At 63.1% G+C, this 20440-nt stretch carries 20 protein-coding genes; 10 read left to right on the top strand and 10 right to left on the bottom strand.

Going from position 1 to position 20440, the window contains the following annotated elements; genetic code table 11:
* Positions 1-5: 5 nt before the first annotated feature.
* The 3 genes from A7A77_RS07050 (at position 6) to A7A77_RS07040 (ending at position 3341) form a co-directional block, all read left to right on the top strand.
* Complete coding sequence (locus tag A7A77_RS07050) at positions 6-1283, top strand: pilus assembly protein CpaE (RefSeq protein WP_066556050.1); 1278 nt, start codon at positions 6-8, stop codon at positions 1281-1283.
* Positions 1284-1348: 65 nt separating this feature from the next.
* Positions 1349-2320 (top strand): type II secretion system F family protein, encoded by a 972-nt coding sequence (locus A7A77_RS07045; protein WP_066555713.1) that lies wholly within the window; start codon positions 1349-1351, stop codon positions 2318-2320.
* Positions 2321-2339: 19 nt separating this feature from the next.
* On the top strand, positions 2340-3341 hold the full coding sequence (locus A7A77_RS07040) for a type II secretion system F family protein (protein ID WP_066555711.1): 1002 nt from the start codon (positions 2340-2342) through the stop codon (positions 3339-3341).
* Positions 3342-3442: 101 nt separating this feature from the next.
* Here the strand turns inward: A7A77_RS07040 and A7A77_RS07035 are convergent, their stop codons facing one another.
* Positions 3443-3895 (bottom strand): MarR family winged helix-turn-helix transcriptional regulator, encoded by a 453-nt coding sequence (locus tag A7A77_RS07035; protein WP_066555708.1) that lies wholly within the window; start codon positions 3893-3895, stop codon positions 3443-3445.
* Positions 3896-4368: 473 nt separating this feature from the next.
* Between A7A77_RS07035 and A7A77_RS07030 the strand changes: the two genes are divergently transcribed.
* Complete coding sequence (locus tag A7A77_RS07030) at positions 4369-7602, top strand: TonB-dependent receptor (RefSeq protein WP_066555706.1); 3234 nt, start codon at positions 4369-4371, stop codon at positions 7600-7602.
* A gap of 76 nt (positions 7603-7678) precedes the next feature.
* Here A7A77_RS07030 and clpB read toward each other — a convergent pair whose 3' ends face one another.
* Positions 7679-10258 (bottom strand): ATP-dependent chaperone ClpB, encoded by a 2580-nt coding sequence (gene clpB, locus A7A77_RS07025; protein ID WP_066555705.1) that lies wholly within the window; start codon positions 10256-10258, stop codon positions 7679-7681.
* Positions 10259-10454: 196 nt separating this feature from the next.
* Between clpB and A7A77_RS07020 the strand changes: the two genes are divergently transcribed.
* Positions 10455-10757, top strand: coding sequence for a hypothetical protein (locus tag A7A77_RS07020; RefSeq protein WP_066556048.1), 303 nt, complete (start codon positions 10455-10457; stop codon positions 10755-10757).
* Between the two features lie 84 nt (positions 10758-10841).
* On the opposite strand, the gene gatB is transcribed toward A7A77_RS07020, so the two are convergent.
* From gatB to rpsU, 6 genes are all read right to left on the bottom strand, one after another.
* Positions 10842-12332, bottom strand: a complete 1491-nt coding sequence (gatB, locus tag A7A77_RS07015; RefSeq protein ID WP_066555704.1) for an Asp-tRNA(Asn)/Glu-tRNA(Gln) amidotransferase subunit GatB — start codon at positions 12330-12332, stop codon at positions 10842-10844.
* Positions 12329-12580 (bottom strand): hypothetical protein, encoded by a 252-nt coding sequence (locus A7A77_RS07010; protein ID WP_066555702.1) that lies wholly within the window; start codon positions 12578-12580, stop codon positions 12329-12331. The genes gatB and A7A77_RS07010 overlap by 4 nt, the downstream gene beginning before the upstream one ends.
* Positions 12571-14055, bottom strand: coding sequence for an Asp-tRNA(Asn)/Glu-tRNA(Gln) amidotransferase subunit GatA (gene gatA / locus A7A77_RS07005; RefSeq protein ID WP_066555700.1), 1485 nt, complete (start codon positions 14053-14055; stop codon positions 12571-12573). Before gatA ends, A7A77_RS07010 begins: the two co-directional genes overlap by 10 nt.
* Position 14056: 1 nt before the next feature.
* Positions 14057-14359, bottom strand: coding sequence for an Asp-tRNA(Asn)/Glu-tRNA(Gln) amidotransferase subunit GatC (gene gatC / locus A7A77_RS07000; protein ID WP_066555698.1), 303 nt, complete (start codon positions 14357-14359; stop codon positions 14057-14059).
* Between the two features lie 72 nt (positions 14360-14431).
* Entirely contained in the window at positions 14432-14968 is a 537-nt protein-coding gene (locus tag A7A77_RS06995; protein WP_066555697.1) for an FKBP-type peptidyl-prolyl cis-trans isomerase, read from the bottom strand.
* A 151-nt stretch (positions 14969-15119) separates the two neighbouring features.
* The gene (gene rpsU, locus A7A77_RS06990) at positions 15120-15326 is read right to left on the bottom strand and encodes a 30S ribosomal protein S21 (protein ID WP_066555695.1); all 207 of its coding nucleotides are present in this window, start codon (positions 15324-15326) and stop codon (positions 15120-15122) included.
* Between the two features lie 253 nt (positions 15327-15579).
* On the opposite strand from rpsU, the gene crcB reads away from it, so the two are divergent.
* Genes crcB through A7A77_RS06965 form a run of 5 tightly spaced genes read left to right on the top strand, consistent with a single transcriptional unit; the run spans position 15580 to position 18835 of the window.
* A complete protein-coding gene (gene crcB / locus A7A77_RS06985; RefSeq protein ID WP_066555693.1) occupies positions 15580-15996 on the top strand; it encodes a fluoride efflux transporter CrcB in 417 nt (138 codons plus the stop codon).
* Positions 15993-17243: an RluA family pseudouridine synthase gene (locus tag A7A77_RS06980; protein WP_066555691.1), complete on the top strand. Its 1251-nt coding sequence runs from the start codon at positions 15993-15995 to the stop codon at positions 17241-17243. The genes crcB and A7A77_RS06980 overlap by 4 nt, the downstream gene beginning before the upstream one ends.
* A 19-nt stretch (positions 17244-17262) precedes the next feature.
* A complete protein-coding gene (locus tag A7A77_RS06975; protein WP_066555689.1) occupies positions 17263-17922 on the top strand; it encodes an HAD-IA family hydrolase in 660 nt (219 codons plus the stop codon).
* A complete protein-coding gene (locus A7A77_RS06970) occupies positions 17919-18143 on the top strand; it encodes a hypothetical protein (RefSeq protein WP_066555687.1) in 225 nt (74 codons plus the stop codon). The genes A7A77_RS06975 and A7A77_RS06970 overlap by 4 nt, the downstream gene beginning before the upstream one ends.
* A complete protein-coding gene (locus tag A7A77_RS06965; RefSeq protein WP_066555685.1) occupies positions 18140-18835 on the top strand; it encodes an ATP12 family chaperone protein in 696 nt (231 codons plus the stop codon). The genes A7A77_RS06970 and A7A77_RS06965 overlap by 4 nt, the downstream gene beginning before the upstream one ends.
* A 16-nt stretch (positions 18836-18851) precedes the next feature.
* Here the strand turns inward: A7A77_RS06965 and A7A77_RS06960 are convergent, their stop codons facing one another.
* Complete coding sequence (locus A7A77_RS06960; RefSeq protein WP_245638417.1) at positions 18852-19484, bottom strand: ABC-type transport auxiliary lipoprotein family protein; 633 nt, start codon at positions 19482-19484, stop codon at positions 18852-18854.
* On the bottom strand, positions 19481-20422 hold the full coding sequence (locus A7A77_RS06955) for an MlaD family protein (RefSeq protein WP_066555681.1): 942 nt from the start codon (positions 20420-20422) through the stop codon (positions 19481-19483). Before A7A77_RS06955 ends, A7A77_RS06960 begins: the two co-directional genes overlap by 4 nt.
* Positions 20423-20440 lie beyond the last annotated feature (18 nt).

Genomic DNA, 20440 nt, shown 5'->3' with positions numbered 1-20440 from the left:
AACCGATGAATGCTCCCTGGAATCCCGGAATGGGTATGGCTGGCAACGGCGATCGCGATACCTTTGCTGCCTTCGTGTGTGACGAAGCGACGATGGATGTCGTGCGCAATGCCGCGTCCGAACTCGGCATGAGCCACGAGAAGTGCAACAAGGGCGGCCTTCGTAACGCGGTCCAGACGCTGTCGGTTTCTGCCAGCCCCTCGATCCTGGTCGTCGACCTGTCCGAATGCGGCGATCCGCTCAGCGACATCAACGCCCTTGCCGAGGTTTGCGAACCCGGCACGGTGGTGATCGCGATCGGACAGGTGAACGACGTTCGCCTCTACCGCGACCTTACCGCCAGCGGCATCCAGGACTACCTCCTGAAACCGCTGACCGAGGAAGCCGTGCGCGATGCGCTGATCCAGGGCCAGGCGGTCTTCAACGCCCCCCGCTCGTCCGGCGATAGCAGCGCCGCGCGCGATCATGTGATGACGGCGGTTGTTGGCACCCGCGGTGGTGTCGGTGCATCGACCATCGCGACATCGCTCGCATGGCTGTTCAGCACCGAACACAAGCTGCCGACCGCCCTGCTGGACCTCGACGTCCACTTCGGCACCGGCGCGCTGACGATGGATCTGGAACCGGGCCGCGGCCTGACCGACGCCATCGACAACCCCAGCCGCATCGACGGACTGTTCATCGAACGTGCGATGGTGCGCGCGAACGACCATCTCTCGGTCCTGTCGGCAGAAGCCCCGATCCATACGCCGCTGATGACGGACGGTTCGGCCTTCGTGCAGCTGGAAGACGAGTTCCGCCAAGCTTTCGACATGACTGTCGTCGACCTGCCGCGCAACATGCTCATCAACTTCCCGCACATCCTGAACGGGGCGGATGTCTTCGTCCTCGCGACGGAACTGACGCTGGCGTCGGCCCGCGATGCGATCCGCATCCTTTCGTGGGTGTCGAGCCATGCCGAGCACATGAAGCCCATCGTCGTCGCCAATCGCGTCGCGCAGGGTGCCGGCGAAATCAGCCGCGCCGACTTCGAAGCCTCGATCGAACGCAAGATCGACTACGTCATCCCGGCCGACATCAAGGCCGCGACGCAGGCGGCCAAGCTCGGCCAGGTCTTCGTGGACGCCAACCGCTCCAGCAAGGCTTCGGTCGCGCTGCGCGATCTTGGCCGTGCGATCGTTTCGGCCGGCGGGCAGGAAGCCCAGAGCGGCGGCGATGGCAAGGCTTCGCTGATGAACAAGTTCGACCTGCGCTCGATGCTGGGGTCCAAACAGAAGGCTTGAAGCCCCACTCGCCCTGCGCAGGCATGACGAACTGCTGACGAACGGATTACTGAAGGACGCTCACGATGGATATCGCGCAAATCGGCATTATCGCCCTCGGCATGTTCGCGATCATGTTCATCGCCTACATCGTGCTTTACGGTTCTGCCGCCACACGTCAGCAGACCAAGCGCCTCCAGCAGATCCGCTTCCGTCACTCGGAAAACGGCGAAGCGAAGGTCGAGGCCCAGTTCAAGAAGGCCGTGGCCGCGCGCCGGGTGAAACCGCACCATGCCGCAGGATCGGATTCCAAGATCGCGGCGCTTGCGTTGCGGCTTGACCGGACGGGCAAGGACATCACTGTCAACCAGTACCTTTATGGATCGGCCGGTATCGGCATTCTCGTCGCGCTTCCGATCATGTTGATCTTCGGCGCACCGCTGCTCGGCCTTGCGGTGGGAGCGATGGCGGGCGCAGGCGTGCCGCACCTCGCCGTCAAGTACCTCATCGCCAAGCGGACCAAGGCGTTCAATTCCAAGTTCCCCGACGGCATCGAACTGCTGGTGCGCGGCCTGCGCGCAGGCCTGCCGGTGACGGAGACGATGGCCGTCGTCGCCGGTGAAGTTCCCGGCCCGGTGGGTGAGGAATTCCGGGCCGTGGTCGACCGGGTGAAGGTCGGCAAGTCGCTGGACGATTCGCTGCAGGAAACCGCCGACAAGCTGGACCTGCCCGAATTCAAGTTCTTCTGCATCAGCCTTGCCATCCAGCGTGAGACGGGCGGCAACCTGGCCGAAACGCTGTCGAACCTTGCCAAGGTGCTGCGCGACCGCATGCAGATGAAGCTGAAGATCCGCGCGATGAGCTCGGAAGCCAAGGCATCCGCCTATATCGTCGGTGCCCTGCCCTTCGTCGTCTTCACGATGGTCTACATGCTGAACCCGAAATACCTCGGCGGCTTCTTCACCGACGATCGCCTGATCATCGCGGGTCTGGGCGGGCTCGTCTGGATGAGCATCGGCGGGTTCGTGATGTACAAGATGGTCAGCTTCGAGATCTGAGCGGGAAAGGTAAGAAACAATGGTCAACAATCCCGCAGGTCCCACGCTTCTCGGCTTCGACGTCATCCTCGTCGGAACCTTGCTGGCCGGTGTCGCCGCCCTTGCCGCGATGATGGCGGTCTATGCCGCGGTTACCGTCCGCGATCCGATGGCAAAGCGCGTCAAATCGCTGAACGCCCGGCGCGACGATCTGAAGGCCGGGCTGATGGGTACCGTCAACGTCCGCCGCTCGATCCGGCGCAGGACCGACGTCACCAACAAGATTCGCGACGTTCTCGGCTCGCTCAAGATGCTGCAGGATTCGCAGATCGCGACGATCGAACAGAAGCTGATGCAGGCCGGCATCCGTCGCAAGGAACTGGCTTATGTCGTGGTTGCCGCGCGGCCGATCCTGATGATCGTGCTCGGCCTGCTGGCAGCCACGGTGATCTACTGGACCGACATGTACCCCAGCTGGGGCAGTATACGCCGCTTCAACACGTTCGCCGCGATCCTGGTGTTTGGCTACAAGGGCCCGGACATCTGGCTGAAGAACCTGATCGACAAGCGCACCAACCTCATCCGCAAGGGTCTTCCCGATGCGCTCGACCTGCTGGTCATCTGCGCAGAGGCCGGCCTGACCGTCGACGCCGCCTTCGGCCGCGTGTCGAAGGAACTGGGCCGCGCCTATCCCGAGCTTGCCGACGAATTCGCACTGACTTCGATCGAGCTGTCGTTCCTGTCCGAACGCAAGCAGGCGTTCGACAACCTCGCCTATCGCGTAAACCTGGAAGCGGTGAAGGGCGTGACCACCACCATGATCCAGACAGAGCGTTACGGTACCCCGCTTGCCAGCGCACTGCGCGTGCTCTCGGCCGAATTCCGCAACGAACGCATGATGCGTGCAGAGGAAAAGGCCGCCCGTCTTCCCGCGATCATGACCGTGCCGTTGATCATGTTCATCCTGCCGGTTCTGTTCATCGTGATCCTCGGCCCGGCGGCCTGTGCGATCTCCGACACGTTCCTCAACCGCAGCAAGTAGCCGCGAGAGGGAAACGGCCAAACGAAAGGGCGGGAGAACCCAATCGGTTCCCCCGCCCTTTTCGATTTCGGAAATGCAGCGCCGGAATATCCGGCGCCCGTTCAGTCCCGGTCTGAATCGCGAACTTGCGCGAACAGCTTGTCGAGGATCTTGCGCAGGGACCGCTGCTCCGCCGCAGTCAGGCATTCGAGAAGCTGCGCTTCCAGCCTCAGCGCCAGTGGCATGATCTGGCCATGCATCTCGCGACCCGAATCGGTCAGCTCCAGCAAGTGCGAACGCCCGTCGCTGTCATTCGGACTGCGCGCCACGAGTCCACGATCGGCCAGAACCTTGCAGGCACGGTTCACGGCAACCTTGTCCATGAAAGTGGCACCCACCAGCTGGCGCTGAGTCAGCGCGCCGACATCGCCAAGCACCGCCATCACGCGCCATTCCGGCACGTTGACGCCGAACCGGGCCTTGTAGTCAGCCGCGATCCGGTTGCTGACCGCATTGGATGCGACCGACAGGCGGTACGGCATGAATTCGGCAAGACGGGGCTGAACCTTGGTCATGAGGCACGTGATACGCAAATGTTCCCCAAACGCAAAGAAATAGTAACATCCCGAATGTCGTGTTGTGAAAAAGACACATTTAGTTACGAGAGAGTCTATCTCCGCGGCATTGCGCTGCGCCACTCGTAACGTTCGCAACCGAGACGGTTACACTGGCAACCGAAGCAACAACCGTTCGCATGTGCAACAGACGGTTTTTTCGGGAAAATGGGTGGAACAACGGGAACTTTCGAAAAGGTCGCGCTTGGCAACTTCCCCCAACGCCCGTCTCCGATCGGCCCATCGAAACAGCCTGTGTTCATTACGCAACAGTTTGCCTGAAATATTCTCAATTGAGACTATCTGGTTTTGCAATGTGGGGGGCGATGTTGGATGCCTCTTCAATTCCCGAAGCGCTGAAAATGCACATGCGGGGAGATATCCCGGCCATTGGGAAACGGCCGGGATCATAAAATGCAAAGGGACTGCATCACATGAAAATCACCACCATTCGCAAGCGTGCGCTGCAGGCGGGCTCGGCCCTCAATGCGCTCGCTCTGGTCGGCATTGGCGCGACGGCAGTCGCCCTGCCGACTGTCGCCTCTGCGCAAGATTACACCAACGTCACCGCCACTGGTCGCGTGATCGATGACGCTGGCGCGCCGATCGCCGGTGCGACCGTCACCATCACTTCCGACTCGCAGGGCTTCTCACGCACTTCGACGACCGACTCCTCGGGTTCGTACCGTATTCCTGCCCTGCCCCAGGGCGCGTACACCTTCACAGTGACTGCCCCGTCCTACGGTACGTACATCGAAAAGGGCATCACGCTCAATCAGGACACCGGCGGCAACTCGTTCCAGCTGGTCCCCGCGAGCGGAGCAACTGCTTCGGGCAACGAAATTATCGTCACAGGAGCACGCATCCGCGTTTCGGACTTCGACCGCACGACCGTCGGTGCCGTCGTTGACGTTCAGGAACTCAGCGACCGTGTTCCGATTGCGCGCGATCTTACATCGGTCGTTCTGCTGGCTCCCGGCACGACCTCTGGCGATACCGCATTTGGCAACCTTCCCGCCCTTGCCGGCGGTTCGGTTTCCGAAAATACCTATTTCTTCAACGGCCTGAACATCACCGACTTCCGCCAGGGTCTCGGCTCGGTCGAAGTGCCGTTCTCATTCTACGACACCGTCGAAGTGAAGAACGGCGGCGTTCCGGCAGAATTCGGCCGCTTCACCGGCGGCTTCGTCAACGCGATTTCCAAGTCGGGTTCGAACGAGCTGCACGGCGGCGCCCTCATTTCGTACGCGCCGTCATGGGGCTACGAACAGGCTCCGAATACGCTGATCGATTACAACGCCGCAGACTATAACGAAGAAATCGAATCGACTTTCTACCTGTCGGGCCCGATCATCAAGGATCGCCTTTTCGCCTATGCGTTCTATTCGGTTAACTACAACCGCAATGACGACATCCTGACCACCAGCAACCCGAACACTGTGCTTCAGCCTGAAAGCATGGATGACGAAGGCAACACGATCCCGGCGGACATCGATCCGGTGACCGGACAGCCGGTTCTGGTGCCGACCACGGTGGCTCCCTACGCTACCGGCTCGAACGCGCTGCGCCGCACGTTCAACAAGCCCTATTATGGCGGCAAGATTGATTTCCTGCCGTTCGACGGTCACCGCTTCGAACTGACCTATTTCAATTCCAGTCAAAGTCGGAAGGACAAGGCATACGACGTCGTCGATGCAGACGGCGGTGCTTACGACAGCCGTCTTGATGATGCAGCTTACTATGGGCCCTACACATCGACTTCAATCTACGAATCGGGTGGTGAGAACTACGTCGGTCGTTACACGGGCCAGTTCACCGACTGGCTGACGCTTTCGGCCGCATACGGAAAGAACAAGCGCCGCGACAACGTGTCGTCAACACAGCCGGATTATGCCTTCATTCTGGACAGCAGCGGCGATTTCACGCCGACTCTGTCTGGTAATCCCGTCAACATCATCGAAACCAACAATGACACACGTGAATTCTATCGCGCGGACGCCGACGTGTACGTCGACTTCGTGGGTAAGCACCACTTCAAGTTTGGCTATGACCGGGAAAAGCTGACGACATTCTCGCTCACCAGCTACACCGGAGGTGTTGCCTACGAATACTTCAACTCGGGCTCAGGTGACACATACACCTCCATTCCCGATCTGACCTACGTGTCGGCTCGTACGTTCGAGAATGGTGGAACGTTCAAGTCCGATAACGAAGCGTTCTACATTCAGGATAGTTGGTCGCTTCTCAACGATCGTCTGACGCTGAACCTGGGCATTCGTAACGACCGTTTCTCCAACGATAACGTCAACGGCGAAACCTACTACGAATCGGGCGACGCATGGGCACCACGCCTTGCGTTCACCGCCGACCCGTTCGGCGACGGTCGCACCAAGGTCTACGGTTCGTTCAGCCGGTACTACCTGCCGATCGCGGCGAACACCAACATCCGCCTTGCCGGTGCAGAACTCGACTACACGCGTTACTTCGCCGTGGCCGGTGTCAATCCGGACGGCACGCCGATTTACGGCGATCCGCTTCTCGGCTTCGAAAACGCGCAGGCTTGCCCCGACTCCGGCGTTGAAAACTGCGAGTTGATCTCTGACGGTGTAGCAACGCCAACCGAAGCAACCGTTGCCAAGAACCTTAAGCCCCAATCGACCGATGAGTTCGTGCTGGGTCTTGAGCACTCGCTCAGCAACCGCATCCGGGTCGGCCTGTTCGGCATCTATCGCAAGCTGAATGAATCGCTCGAAGACATCGCGGTCGATGCTGCCGTCAATGCCTATTGCGAAGCCGAAAACATCGAAGGCTGCGATTCGGTCTGGACCGGTTTCCATCAGTATGTGCTGGTAAACCCGGGTGCGGGCGCGACCATCACGCTGAGCGACCCGATCGATGGCGAGGACGGCCTGCGCACAGTCGACTTCAGCGCCGAAGATCTGGGCTATCCGAAGGCGAAGCGCACCTACAAGGCGATCACTGCTACGTTCGATCGTTCGTTCGACGGCAAGTGGGGCGCAGGTGCGAACTACACCTACTCGGTGCTCAAGGGTAATATCGAAGGCGGCATCCGCTCGGATAACGGCCAGACCGACTCCGGCCTGACCACCGCGTTCGACCAGCCGGGTCTGACCAACGGGGCCTATGGCTACCTGCCGGGTCACTCACGTCACCAGTTCAAGTTCTACGGCTCCTATGCGCCAACGGAATGGTTCACGCTGGGTCTTCAGGCGCAGGTGCGTTCGCCGCGTAAATTTGGCTGTATCGGTCGCGTTCCGCGACAGGTCGACCCCTATGCTGGGGCCTATGGTGCGGCAGGCTTCTACTGTAACCTCGATGAGAGCGGAAACGTGATCACCGATCCGAACTATTCCGGCTTCTCTAATAACTATGTGGACCCGACTTCGCTGTCGGTCACGCCGCGTGGTTCGAGGCTGGAAAGCGACTGGACGACATTCGTGAACCTGTCGGGCATCTTCAAGGTCCCGAGCGACGACATCAACGCGACGTTCCGTATCGACGTGTTCAACCTTTTCAACTCGCAGGCGGTCACCGATATTCGCGAACTGGGCACTCAGGATTCGGGCCGTCCGCGTGGTGACTACGGCTACCCGCTCGGTTACCAGACGCCGCGTTCGATCCGCTTTCAGTTCGGTGTCGATTTCTGATCGATTGCCACGGGCAAACACAGAGGCCCGGGAACTTCGGTTCCCGGGCCTCTTCTTTTGCGGGTCGGCCGGATAGTTACTCCACCCGCATCTCCAGCGCGCCGTCTCCCTCGTCGATCTTCACCGTGCTGCCGTCGGGGATCTCGCCGGCCAGCAGCTTTTCGGCCAGCGGGTCCTGCAGGTAGCGCTGCACCGCACGCTTCAGCGGTCTTGCACCATAGACGGGATCGTAACCGACACGGCCCAGCCACTTCTTCGCGCCGTCTGTCAGGTCCAGCACGATCTTGCGGTCCTTCAGCAGCTTCTGAACGCGGCCCACCTGTATTTCCACGATCGGGGCCATGTGCTCTGCCGCAAGGCGGTGGAACAGGATGATCTCGTCCAGACGGTTCAGGAATTCCGGGCGGAAATGGGCGCGCACGACTTCCATCACCTGCGGCTCGACATCCTCGACCTTTTGCCCTTCGTCCAGATTGGCAAGGTACTGGCTGCCAAGGTTCGAGGTGAGGATGATCAGCGTGTTCGAGAAATCGACCACGCGGCCCTGCCCGTCGGTCAACCGGCCGTCGTCCAGCACCTGCAGCAGTACGTTGAACACGTCCTGATGCGCCTTTTCCACCTCGTCGAACAGCACGACCTGATAGGGTCTGCGCCGCACAGCCTCGGTCAGCACGCCGCCTTCCTCGTACCCGACATAGCCCGGAGGCGCACCGATCAGTCGGGCGACGGCGTGCTTCTCCATGAACTCGCTCATGTCGATGCGCACCATCGCGCTGTCGTCGTCGAACAGGAACTCGGCCAGCGCCTTGGTCAGCTCGGTCTTGCCGACACCCGTGGGGCCGAGGAACAGGAAGCTGCCCAGCGGACGGTTCGGGTCCTGAAGCCCCGCCCGCGCACGGCGCACCGCCTTTGATACGGCGACCACGGCCTGTTCCTGCCCGATGACACGCTTGCCGATCACCTCCTCCATCTTGAGGAGCTTCTCGCGCTCGCCCTCCATCATCTTGTCGACGGGGATGCCGGTCCATTTCGACACGACGCCGGCGATGTCGTCCTCGGTCACTTCCTCGCGCAAGAGAGCGTTGTCGGCCTGCCCCTGCGCTTCCTCAAGCTGCTTTTCCAGCTGGGGGATCTTGCCGTAGGAAAGCTCGCCGGCCTTGGCGAGATCGCCACTGCGCTGCGCCTGTTCCAGTTCGATGCGCGCGGCATCCAGCGCTTCCTTGATCTTGCCCTCGGCCGCGATCTTGTCGCGCTCGTTCTGCCAGCGGGTGGTCAGTTCGCTGGACTGCTGCTCCAGGTTCGCCAGCTCGTCGCGCAAGGTCGCAAGGCGATCCTGAGAGGCCTGATCGGTCTCTTTCTGAAGCGCCTGTTCTTCGATCTTCAACTGGATGATCCGCCGGTCGAGCGTCTCGATCTCCTCGGGCTTCGATTCCACTTCCATGCGGATGCGGCTCGCCGCCTCGTCCATCAGGTCGATGGCCTTGTCGGGCAGGAAGCGGTTGGAGATGTAGCGGTTCGAAAGCTGGGCGGCGGCAACGATCGCGCTGTCGGTGATGCGCACGCCGTGGTGCAGCTCGTACTTTTCCTTCAGGCCGCGCAGGATCGAGATCGTGTCCTCCACCGTCGGTTCGTCCACGAAGACGGGCTGGAAGCGGCGTTGCAGGGCCGCGTCCTTCTCCACGTACTTCTGGTATTCGTCCAGCGTGGTGGCCCCGATGCAGTGCAGTTCGCCGCGGGCCAGCGCGGGCTTCAGCAGGTTGCCGGCATCCATGCTGCCTTCGGACGCGCCCGCCCCGATCAGGGTGTGCATCTCGTCGATGAACAAGATGATATGCCCCTCGGCGCCCTTCACCTCGTCCAGCACGGCCTTCAGCCGTTCCTCGAACTCGCCGCGATACTTCGCACCGGCGATCAGGCTGCCCATGTCGAGCGCCATGAGCTGCCGGTCCTTGAGGCTGTCGGGCACGTCGCCGTTGGCGATGCGCAGGGCAAGCCCCTCGGCAATGGCGGTCTTGCCGGTGCCGGGTTCGCCGATCAGGACGGGGTTGTTCTTGGTACGGCGGGCAAGGATCTGCACGGTGCGGCGGATCTCCTCGTCGCGCCCGATCACGGGGTCCAGCTTGCCCTCGCGCGCGGCGGCGGTCAGGTCGCGCGCATACTTCTGCATCGCGTCGTAGCTTTCCTCCGCGCTCGCCGTATCGGCACGGCGACCGCCACGCAATTCGGTGATCGCAGCCTCCAGCGCCTGCGGCGTGAGGTTGGCGGCCTTCAATGCCTGTCCGGCAGACGTGGTCGTCGCCAGCGTCAGGGCAAGCAGCAGGCGTTCGACCGTGACGTAAGCGTCGTTCGACTTGGTGGCCAGCTGTTCGGCCTGATCCAGCACGCGCACGGCATCGTTGTCGAGCCCCGGCGTCTGCTGGGCACCGCCGCCGGAAACGGCAGGCACTTTGGCCAGAGCCTTGTCGACTTCAGTTTGTGCAAGTGCGGGGTTGCCGCCGGCGCGCTGGATCAGGCCCGATGCCATGCCCTCGCCGTCTTCCAACAGGGCCTTCAGGATATGATCGGGCGAAATGCGCTGGTGGTTCATGCGGATAGCCGCGGTCTGCGCAGCCTGCAGGAAACCTTTCGCGCGGTCGGTGAACTTTTCCAGATTCATGCAAGGTCCTTCGCTGAGTACCGACTTCAGATAGTGTTGTAATTTTACAACACAAGGACTGGCGCACGAATTTTCGACGTTGCGATCGTGCGTCGCCTCACCCGTCAACGAAACATAGGTTCGTGCAGACGCAATGCAATTGATGCAGGACAAACCGCGCGGTAGATCGTCTGCAAACGATCAGGAGGAACCAGCAATGTCGGTAGGCGGAACCTACGAAGTCACCACGAAAACCCCGATGGGCGACCAGAATGGCACGTTCAGCGTCGTGCCCGCCGATGACGGGAAGACCTTTACCGGCGCGTTCACCGGCCCTCTCGGCTCCATCGATATCGAAGACGGGCTGATCGACGGCAACGACCTCACCTTCAAGGTCACGATGACCGCGCCCATGCCGATGACGATCGACGGCAAGGCGACAGTCGATGGCGAAGCGATCACCGGCACGATGACCACGCCCTTCGGCGCGATGGCGATGACCGGCAAGCGCGCCGGCTGACCCGCGCTGACCGCACGCGAAAAAAAGGGCCGCAGGTGCAATGCCTGCGGCCCCTTTTTCATGGCCTCCGGCGAAGCGGCCAGATCAGCCCAGCTTCGCCTTCAGGATCTCGTTTACGACGGCGGGATTACCCTGCCCCTTCATGGCCTTCATCGTCTGGCCGACGAAGAAGCCGAAGAGCTTGTCCTTGCCGCCGCGGTATTCCTCGACCTTGTCGGCATTATTCGCGAGAACCTCGTCCACCACCGCTTCGATCGCGCCGGTGTCGCTGTTCTGCTTCAGGCCCTCGGTCTCGGCAATCTCGTCGGGTTCGCGGCCCGTCTTGAGGACGATCTCGTAGATCTCCTTCGCCTGACCGCCCGAAACGGTGCCCGCAGCCGACAGCGCGATGATTGCGGCATTGGCAGCGGTCGTGTCATGCGCATCGATCGCGCCTTCCGTGGCGTTCTTCACGCCCGGTGCGACCGAAAGCACCCAGTTCGCAACCTGCGTGGCGACATCCTTCTCGCTCTTGCCGGTCTTGTCCGATGTCGCGTCGAGGATCGCCTCGTAACGCTGGTACACATCGACATCGGCGGTAAGCTGTCCGGCGTTATAGGCGGTGAGACCCAGCTCGTTCTCGTACCGGTGCCGCTTGGCATCGGGCAGTTCGGGCAGGCTGTCGCGGCATTCGGCGATGAAGGCATCGTCCAGTTCCAGCGGCAGCAGGTCCGGATCGGGGAAGTAGCGATAGTCGTGCGCGTCTTCCTTCGAACGCATCGTGCGTGTCGTGCCGGTGTCGGGGTCGAACAGGCGGGTTTCCTGATCGACCTTGCCGCCATTCTCGATCACGTCGACCTGCCGGTTCGCCTCGTACTCGATAACCTGCATGACGAAGCGGACCGAGTTCACGTTCTTCGTCTCGGTGCGCGTGCCGAACTCGTCACCCGGCTTGCGGACCGACACGTTCACGTCCGCGCGCATGGAGCCTTCCTCCATGTTGCCGTCGCACGAGCCGACATAGCGCAGGATCGAACGCAGCTTGCGCACGTAAGCACCCGCCTCTGCGGGCGAGCGCATGTCGGGCTTCGACACGATTTCCATCAGCGCGACGCCCGAACGGTTGAGATCGACGTAGCTCATCGTCGGGTGCTGATCGTGCATCAGCTTGCCCGCGTCCTGCTCGACGTGGATGCGTTCGACACCGATGCGCTTGGTGTTTTCCGGATCCTTGTCGTCCAGCGCAATGTCCAGATACCCCTCACCCACCAGCGGGTGATAGAGCTGGCTGATCTGGTATCCCTGCGGAAGATCGGCGTAGAAGTAGTTCTTGCGGTCGAACCGGCTCCACTTGTTGATCTGCGCATCGATGGCCATGCCGGTGCGGACGGCCTGACGGATGCACTCGCGGTTGGGCACGGGCAGCATGCCCGGCATCGCCGCGTCGACAAGCGAAACCTGCGTGTTCGGCTCTGCACCGAAAGCGGTCGCAGCGCCCGAAAACAGCTTGGCTTTCGAGGTGACCTGCGCGTGAACCTCGAGGCCGATCACGACCTCCCATTCGCCCGTCGCGCCCTGGATACGATATTCGCTCATTCTAATCCTGCATCTCTACGGCTAGAAGCGATGATTTCCTTTACCTCGTTCCTCACCATATCACGCTCTTTGTCAGTCATTTCAGCCTGACTAAGCTCGTCAAGAACATCATTCACGAGCCTCTCAAAACCACCGAGATATGAAGGAGGGAACGACCCTTCCCTCGCCAGCATCCGCGCCAAAAATAGGACTGGCTTCATCATCGTGAAGGCGGTGGAAGGGGCGCTAGATTTAATGCTCACCACCATTTCTCCGGCTTGGCCGTAAACCCGGCGCGCTGTTCGATTGCGAGGCCGGCGTTCAGCACGCCCTGCTCGTCAAAGGCCTTGCCGATGATCTGCAGGCCAAGCGGCAGGCCCTCGCTGTTGAGGCCCGCAGGCACGCTCATCGCCGGAAGACCGGCCAATGAGGCAGGCACGGCGAAGACGTCGTTGAGGTACATCGACAGCGGATCGCTCGTCTTGTCGCCAAGCGCGAAGGCCGCGCTGGGGCACGTGGGGGCGAGGATCACATCGCACTGCGACCAAGCCTGTTCAAAGTCGCGGGCGATAAGCGCGCGGACCTTCTGGGCCTGGTTGTAGTAGGCGTCGTAAAAACCTGCCGACAGCACGTAAGTGCCGATCATGATGCGGCGTTTCACTTCCGGCCCGAAACCGTCGGCGCGGGTCGCGGCGTACATGTCCTGCAGGCCTGCCCCTTCAGGCAAGTCGCGAAGGCCGTAACGCACACCGTCATAGCGCGCGAGGTTCGACGAAGCCTCTGCCGGCGCGATGATGTAGTAGGCAGGAAGCGCGAACTTCGTGTGCGGCAGAGAGATGTCGACCACCTCTGCGCCTGCATCCTTCAGCCACGCGATGCCATCGTCCCACGACTTGAGGATTTCGGGGTCCATCCCGTCCATCCGGTATTCGCGCGGAATGCCGACCTTCTTGCCCTTCATATCGGGATTGAGGGCCGCTTCCCATGCGGGAACCGGCATGTCGAGCGAGGTCGAATCCTTCGGGTCGAAGCCTGCCATCGCCTCCAGCATGATCGCGCAGTCGGTAACATCGCGCGCCATCGGGCCTGCCTGATCGAGCGAGGAGGCAAAGGCCACCACGCCCCAGCGCGAACAGCGGCCATACGTCGGCTTGATGCCGGTGATGCCGGTGAAGGCCGCAGGCTGGCGGATGGAGCCGCCGGTATCGGTGCCGGTCGCCGCCGGGCATAGACGCGCCGAAACGGCAGAGGACGAACCGCCCGACGAACCGCCGGGGGCGAGATCGGCGTTACCGCCGTCCTTGCGCCGCCACGGGCTGATCACGTTGCCGAAATAGCTCGTCTCGTTCGACGAACCCATGGCGAACTGGTCAAGGTTCAGCTTGCCCAGCATGCCAGCGCCCGCGTCCCACAGCTTCTGCGACACGGTCGATTCGTACTGGGGAACGAAGCCTTCCAGCATGTGGCTGGCCGCCGTGGTCTGCACGCCGTTGGTGGCGAACAGGTCCTTCATGCCGATCGGCACGCCGCCCATCTTGCCAAGCTCTTCGCCCTTCGCGCGCTTGGCATCGACGGCCTGCGCCGCCTCTATCGCCTTTTCCGGCGTCGCGACGATGAATGCGTTGAGCTGGCTGGCCGCGGCGACATTGGCGTTGAACGCTTCTGCCACTTCGACGGCGGTGAAATCGCCACCTGCAACACCCTTGCGGATGGCGGCGACGGTGAGTTCGGTAAGTTCGGTCATATTATTCGATCACCTTGGGCACGCCGAAGAAACCGTGTTCCGGCGCGGGAGCGTTGGCGAGAACCTTGTCGCGCACGCCGCCGCCGGTCAGCGGATCGGCATCGACAACATCGTCCCGCAGGCGGAGCGTGTTGGGAATCACCGCCGTCATCGGCTCTACGCCGGTGACGTCGACTTCGCCCAGTTGCTCCACCCAGTCCAGGATCTGGTTGAGTTCAGGGACCATCGCCTCGACCTCTGCATCCGTTACGCGGATGCGGGCCAGCGAGGCGATCTTGGCGACCGTTGCTTTATCGACAGACATGGCGCGCGGGTTAGCGCGCGCCTGTGCCCTTGCCAAGCGGGAGAGTGGGGCTTGGCCCCGCCCGCATGAAATTTATTCGGTCGGCGCGCCCTGACCGGCACCTTCGGGAGCGCTCGGCATACCGGGCATACCCGGCATTCCGCCCATCTGCTGCAACTGGCGCTGCATCGCCTCGATCTCGGCCTGCGTGCGGAAATCGACCAGTTCGACGGTGAAGTAGAGGTCGCTGTTGGCGGGAATCGTGCCGCGTGCTTCCCCGCCGTAGCCGAGCGCGGAGGGGATGAAGACTTCGTAACGGCCACCCTTCTGCATCTTCTGCAGCGCCTGGGTAAAGCCGGGCACGACCGCGTTGACGGGGAACGGCACGCGCTCACCCGAATCGAAGACGGTGCCGTCGGCAAGGCGCCCTTCGTAGGTGACGAGGACCATGTCGTCGCCCGACGGGCTGGCACCGGTGCCGGCGGACAGCGTATCGACCGTCACACCCTTGTAGGCAGTGGCCCACGCCGCACCGGCGGCCAGCAGGATCGCGACGGCGACGCCCAGCCACAGCTTGCCCAGAATGCCCTTGCCGATCGGCTGCAGGGGAACGCGGGTGACTTCGGCCATGATCGTCCTCTTTCGTGATTCGCCCGCTTGCGGGGAAATTCTGCGGTAGTCGGGCAGCAAAAAGGGCGCCCGACGAATGTCAGGCGCCCCTTTGGCTCAAGCAGGCGGGCGCGGCAAGAGTGTTTGCGCGCGTCCGGCCTTCGGCTGCGCCTTAGCGCGAACCGTCGCGTTCCATGCGCTTGCGCTCCAGCTTGCGGGCGCGGCGAACGGCGGCTGCCTTTTCACGGGCGCGCTTCTCGCTCGGCTTTTCGTAGTGGCGGCGCAGCTTCATTTCGCGATACACACCTTCGCGCTGCAGCTTCTTCTTGAGAGCGCGGAGGGCCTGGTCGACATTGTTATCGCGAACCATGATTTGCATAAAAAGCTTCTACCTCGGTTTCCGTTTCGACGGCGGGCTGGCGTGATGAAGGTGCCGCGTGCCGACATGAAAAATACAAAGAGGCCGAATCCCGCACGGAATCGGCCAGAACGGCGGGGCGGCTACCAGCGATGGCCGGGAAAAGCAAGCACCCAAAGCCCGACAGAGCCACATGCCGCGCCATTCGATGTTGCCTATATACCACAGACCGTTACCCTTTCGCAAATCGCACCGGACCGCTAGGGGAGCGGCAATGATCGTTCCGTCTTCCTTCTCCGCCTCGCTCCTCGTCGCCCTTGGCGGCGGAACCGGCGCGCTGATGCGTTTCCACCTTGGCCGCATGGTGGGCAAGCTGTTTCCCGGCGCGTCGCTGGGCTTTCCCTATGCGACGCTGGCCGCCAACGTGATCGGCAGCCTGTGCATGGGCCTGCTGGTCGGCTGGCTGGCCCGCCACGGCAGCGATCGCGGCATCGGTTCGGAAGGGCTGCGCTTGCTTCTCGCGGTCGGCCTGCTGGGCGGCTTCACCACGTTTTCATCGTTCAGCCTTGAAATCGTGACCCTGTCGCAGCGCGGCAGCCTTGGCCTTGCCCTTGTCTATGTCGCGGTTTCGCTGGCCGCGGGCATCGCGGGCCTGCTTCTGGGCCTTTCGATCATGAGGATTTCGGCATGAACCAGCCAGATACCGAAGTCCGCCAGTTCACAGTCGGTCACGACGATGACGGCGTGCGGCTGGACCGCTGGTTCAAACGGCACCTGCCGCAGATCGGCTTTGCCACGATCAGCCGCTGGGCGCGCACCGGCCAGATCCGTGTCGACGGCAAGCGGGCCAAGCCCGAAGACAGGCTGGCGACGGGCCAGCAGATCCGCGTACCGCCCGGCGGCGCCACGCCCGACCGTTCGCCCCGCCAGCGGGTACCGCTGACCGAGGAAGAGCTGGAGCAGGCAGACGCGATGCTGCTGCACCGCGACCGCGCCGCCATCGTGCTCAACAAGCCGCCCGGCCTTGCCACGCAAGGGGGCACCGGCACGAACATCCACGTCGACCGGCTGCTCGATGCATTCACCCGTTCGGATCGCGATCCGCGCCCGCGCCTTGTCCACCGGCTGGACAAGGATACCTCCGGCGTCCTGCTGACGGCGGCGACACCGGGCAGCGCGGCGTTTTTCTCAAAGCGGTTCTCCGGTCGTTCGGCGAAGAAGATCTACTGGGCGCTGGTCGTCGGCGTGCCGGATATCGCGCATGGCACGATCGACCTGCCACTTGCCAAGCAGCCCGGTACCGGCGGCGAAAAGATGATGCCCGATGAAGAGGGGCAACCGGCAAAGACCCGCTACCGCGTGGTCGACCGGGCGGGCAATCGCGCCGCGTGGGTCGAACTGGAACCGCTGACGGGCCGCACCCACCAGCTTCGCGTGCACATGGCGGCCATCGGCCACCCAATCGTGGGCGATGGCAAGTACGGCGGGCAGGCCGCGTTCCTGACCGGCAGCATCAGCCGCAAGATGCACCTCCACGCCCGCCGCCTGATAATCGACCATCCCGACGGCGCGCCGCTGGACGTGACCGCCGCCCTGCCCGAACATTTCGCCGCGAGCATGGAGCAATTGGGCTTCGACGAAGCGATGAGCGATGCCGAACCGGAAACCGGCCCGCCCCCGCTCACGCGCGAAGACAAGAAGCAGGTCGCCAAGCGCCATGCGAAAACCTATCGCAAGGAACGTCGGGGCGAGCGGCGTTCGCGCAAGGATGGCGGCCCTCGCACCGGCAAGGCCGCGCCGAAAAAGGGCAAGACCGGAGCGAGCGGCAGGCCGGGCACGAGCGGCAAGCCGGGCGCGAAAAAGCCAACCGGCACGAAGCCGCGCGGCACCGGTCGTCCGGGCGCCAAGCCCGCAGGTGGCAGGGGCGGGAAACGATGATGGGCAGACCGGCGTCACGATGAAGCGGCTGGCGATCTTCGACTGCGACGGCACGCTGGTCGACGGGCAGGCGAACGTCTGCCTCGCGATGGAGGAAGCCTTTGCCGAAACCGGCCTGACTGCGCCGTCCCGCACGGTCATCCGGCGCGCGGTCGGCCTGTCGCTGCCGCAGGCGATGGCAATGCTGCTGCCCGAAAGCTCGTCACAGGATCAGGACATGCTGGCCGAACGCTACCGCCTCGCCTTTCGCCGGCAGCGCGATGCGGGTCTGGTCTACGAACCCCTGTTCGAAGGGATGGAGGACCTGCTGCGCCACCTGCACGGATCGGGCTGGACGCTGGCGGTCGCCACCGGCAAATCGGACAGGGGCCTTGCCCACTGCCTTGCCGAACACGGCATTACGGGCCTTTTCGCCAGCCTGCAGACGGCAGACCGGCACCCGTCGAAGCCGCATCCCGCGATGATCGAGCAGGTATTGTTCGAAACGGCGATCACCGCCGCCGATGCGGTGATGATCGGCGACACCAGCTTCGACATGGTGATGGCCCAAAGCGCGGGCGTGACGGCGCTGGGCGTGGGCTGGGGCTATCACGACGACGACGAACTGTTCGCCAGCGGCGCGCGCGGCGTGGCGCAGACGATCAACGAACTGCGCACCATGCTGGAGGCCGTGCAATGAGCCAGCCCGATCCCGCATTCGCCCGCTGGGCCGCGATCCAGTCGATCCGCGTCGCCGGCATCGCCCTGTTCATCTACGCGGTGCTGGCCGCGAACGGGCGGGCGCCGTGGTTCGAAGGAGTGCCCACCGATTGGACCTGGGCACTGGCCCTGATCGGGGCGAGCGATGCCTTCCTTGTCCCCGTCCTGCTGGCCCGCATGTGGAGTTCTGACAAGTCGTGAAGCGTTTCTACAGGGAAGCGACCGTTCTCGGGGTGGAGGGCGGCTGGCAGGTCGCGCTCGATACCCGGCCTCTGAAAACACAGGGCGGCAAGGCGCAAGTCGTGCCGACGCAGGCGCTGGCAGACGCGCTGGCAGCCGAATGGAACGCGCAGGGCGAGGAGATCGACCCGGCCACGTTTCCGCTGCGCGACATGGTGGATTACGCGATCGACCGGGTGGCCACCGATCCGGAAATCGCGATCGCGGCGATCCTGCCGTACGGCGATACCGACACCTTGTGCTACCGCGCCGATGCGGGCGATTCCCTGCGCAAGCGGCAGGAAGAGGCGTGGGAACCGGTGCTGCGCACGATAGAGGAGCGCGAAGGGCTTGCCTTCACCCGGGCCGAGGGCGTGCTCCACGCCCCGCAGGCAGAAGCGACAATGGCGCGGCTGCGCGCAATAGTCGCAGCGTTCGATCCCCTCACGCTGGTGGCAGTGCAGAACATGGCATCCATTGCCGCATCGCTCACCATCGCGCTGGCATCGCTGGAAGACGGGGCCGACATCGACGCCCTGTTCGCCGCCGCCAATCTGGAGGAAGACTGGCAGGCGATCCAGTGGGGCTGGAACGGCGATGCCCTTGCCCGCCGCGACGGGCGGCTTGCCGGCTTCACCCTTGCCGCGAAACTGGCGCAGCTGGTGAAGGCCTGACGCCAGCTTTGGTTGGTTACTTACCCGTCAGCCAAGTCACCGTCTGTGAAACGACATCGTTCGCCGCGTCGTTGAGCGCGGGCGCGACCGATGCGGCATCGGCAGGCACACCCTCCACCGTGGAGGCGAAGCGGCGCTGGCGCATCTTGCCATCGGGCGCGATCGCAACGGCGTCGTAGATCACGCTGACGCTGGAGCGTTGCGCGTCGTACCCTGCCTCTATGATGCGACCGAACAACCGCGTCGAAACCAGAACGCCGGGATCCTCGCCCTCGATTACCAGACCGCCCTTGCGGGCGCGCAGCGTTTCGGCAAGCAGGTGCTGGAACAGGCGCGCCGGACGGTCGACGTAGACCGCGTCCTTAAGGTAAGCGACGCCTGTTGCATCCACCTTCACCGGCACGCGGTTCACGTCCAGCCTGTCCTCCACCTCCGGTTCCAGAACGACGATGGCGTCGGTCACTTCACCTGTACTCGATGCTCCGGCAGGGGCGGTTTCGCGGGCCGTGAAAGTGATCAGCTGCTCCGGCGGTTCGGCACTGCCGCCGATCGACACACAGCTGGCCAATGCGGGCAGCAGCGCGAGCGCTGCGAAAGCGGACAGGCGCTTGAACATCAATTTCATCTCCATCGGGGCCAAACCCGTCACGGCTCATATTCCGGCAGCTTGCCGCCGCCGCCGATCAGTCCGCCGGCACCTTCGTCGTCAAGCTTTTCGGTAAGATTGCGCAAGGCCCGCGTCGTGGTTCGCAAATCGCGGATCGCAGCCTCTGCCGCGGGCAGCGTGGATTCGGAAATCTGGCGCGCGGCCGGCCGCGTGTCGCGGGCCACCGCCTCGATCTCCTTCGCCGCACGTTCCGCGGCGGTAAGCGTATCGCGCATCTGGTCTGCCAGAGAGGCGCCTTCGCCGTTGATCAGCTGATCCGTCGACGTCGCGACTTTCTGGAATTCGGCCAGCGTCATGTTCGCCTGCCGCAAGGTCGCCTGCAATTCGGCCATCGTCGCATCGATGCGCGGGGTGGCATCGGCCAAATCGCGCGTCATGCGGTTGGTATTGGCCAGAATCCCCTCGATCGATTGCTGGTTCCTGTCGGACAGCACCATCGTCAGCCGTTCGGTCAGCGTGGCCAGCCGCTCCATCAGCAATGGCGCGTTCGCCAGCAATTCACCAAGCCCGCTGCGCTTGGTGGGGATGACAGGCACACCTTCGGGGCCCATCTTGGTCAGCTTCGGCGCTTCCTTGGTCGCCCCTTCCAGCAGGATGGTCGACACACCGGTAAAGCTGCCCTGGATGCTGGCGGTGGTCAGCGTGGTGACGGGCACTTCCTCGTCGATCTGGATGCGAACGCGCACGAACTGCGGGTCCTTGGGCCACAGCTCGATCCGCTTCACCTGTCCCACCGGAACGCCGGAGAAGGCGACTTCGGAACCGCGCGCAAGGCCGCTGACCGATTGCTTGAAGAAGATGTCGTATTCGTTTTGCGACCCTTCGTTCAGGCGCGCGATCCAGATGATGAACGCCGCCAGCGCCACCAACAACGCCAGCGTGACCGCCCCGACCCACAGATGATTTGCCCGTGTCTCCATGCCAGTCGTCTATGCCTC

It is taken from the genome of Croceicoccus bisphenolivorans (genome assembly GCF_001634625.1).
GTDB classification, from domain to species: Bacteria; Pseudomonadota; Alphaproteobacteria; order Sphingomonadales; family Sphingomonadaceae; genus Croceicoccus; species Croceicoccus bisphenolivorans.
The sequence above is the reverse complement of the archived record's forward strand: the minus strand, read 5'-3'. Positions and strand labels throughout refer to the sequence as shown.

What these genes read in the sequence shown, in the direction of transcription:
- A7A77_RS06980 (WP_066555691.1), top strand. Translation starts at nt 15,993, where the DNA reads ATGAACCAGCCAGATACCGAAGTCCGCCAGTTCACAGTCGGTCACGAC.
- A7A77_RS07045 (WP_066555713.1), top strand. Translation starts at nt 1,349, where the DNA reads ATGGATATCGCGCAAATCGGCATTATCGCCCTCGGCATGTTCGCGATC.
- A7A77_RS06975 (WP_066555689.1), top strand. Translation starts at nt 17,263, where the DNA reads ATGAAGCGGCTGGCGATCTTCGACTGCGACGGCACGCTGGTCGACGGG.
- A7A77_RS06970 (WP_066555687.1), top strand. Translation starts at nt 17,919, where the DNA reads ATGAGCCAGCCCGATCCCGCATTCGCCCGCTGGGCCGCGATCCAGTCG.
- rpsU (WP_066555695.1), bottom strand. Translation starts at nt 15,326, where the DNA reads ATGCAAATCATGGTTCGCGATAACAATGTCGACCAGGCCCTCCGCGCT.
- A7A77_RS07010 (WP_066555702.1), bottom strand. Translation starts at nt 12,580, where the DNA reads ATGGTGGTGAGCATTAAATCTAGCGCCCCTTCCACCGCCTTCACGATG.
- A7A77_RS07030 (WP_066555706.1), top strand. Translation starts at nt 4,369, where the DNA reads ATGAAAATCACCACCATTCGCAAGCGTGCGCTGCAGGCGGGCTCGGCC.
- A7A77_RS06955 (WP_066555681.1), bottom strand. Translation starts at nt 20,422, where the DNA reads ATGGAGACACGGGCAAATCATCTGTGGGTCGGGGCGGTCACGCTGGCG.
- A7A77_RS07040 (WP_066555711.1), top strand. Translation starts at nt 2,340, where the DNA reads ATGGTCAACAATCCCGCAGGTCCCACGCTTCTCGGCTTCGACGTCATC.
- A7A77_RS07050 (WP_066556050.1), top strand. Translation starts at nt 6, where the DNA reads ATGAATGCTCCCTGGAATCCCGGAATGGGTATGGCTGGCAACGGCGAT.
- clpB (WP_066555705.1), bottom strand. Translation starts at nt 10,258, where the DNA reads ATGAATCTGGAAAAGTTCACCGACCGCGCGAAAGGTTTCCTGCAGGCT.
- A7A77_RS06995 (WP_066555697.1), bottom strand. Translation starts at nt 14,968, where the DNA reads ATGGCCGAAGTCACCCGCGTTCCCCTGCAGCCGATCGGCAAGGGCATT.
- crcB (WP_066555693.1), top strand. Translation starts at nt 15,580, where the DNA reads ATGATCGTTCCGTCTTCCTTCTCCGCCTCGCTCCTCGTCGCCCTTGGC.
- A7A77_RS07020 (WP_066556048.1), top strand. Translation starts at nt 10,455, where the DNA reads ATGTCGGTAGGCGGAACCTACGAAGTCACCACGAAAACCCCGATGGGC.
- A7A77_RS07035 (WP_066555708.1), bottom strand. Translation starts at nt 3,895, where the DNA reads ATGACCAAGGTTCAGCCCCGTCTTGCCGAATTCATGCCGTACCGCCTG.
- gatB (WP_066555704.1), bottom strand. Translation starts at nt 12,332, where the DNA reads ATGAGCGAATATCGTATCCAGGGCGCGACGGGCGAATGGGAGGTCGTG.
- gatA (WP_066555700.1), bottom strand. Translation starts at nt 14,055, where the DNA reads ATGACCGAACTTACCGAACTCACCGTCGCCGCCATCCGCAAGGGTGTT.
- gatC (WP_066555698.1), bottom strand. Translation starts at nt 14,359, where the DNA reads ATGTCTGTCGATAAAGCAACGGTCGCCAAGATCGCCTCGCTGGCCCGC.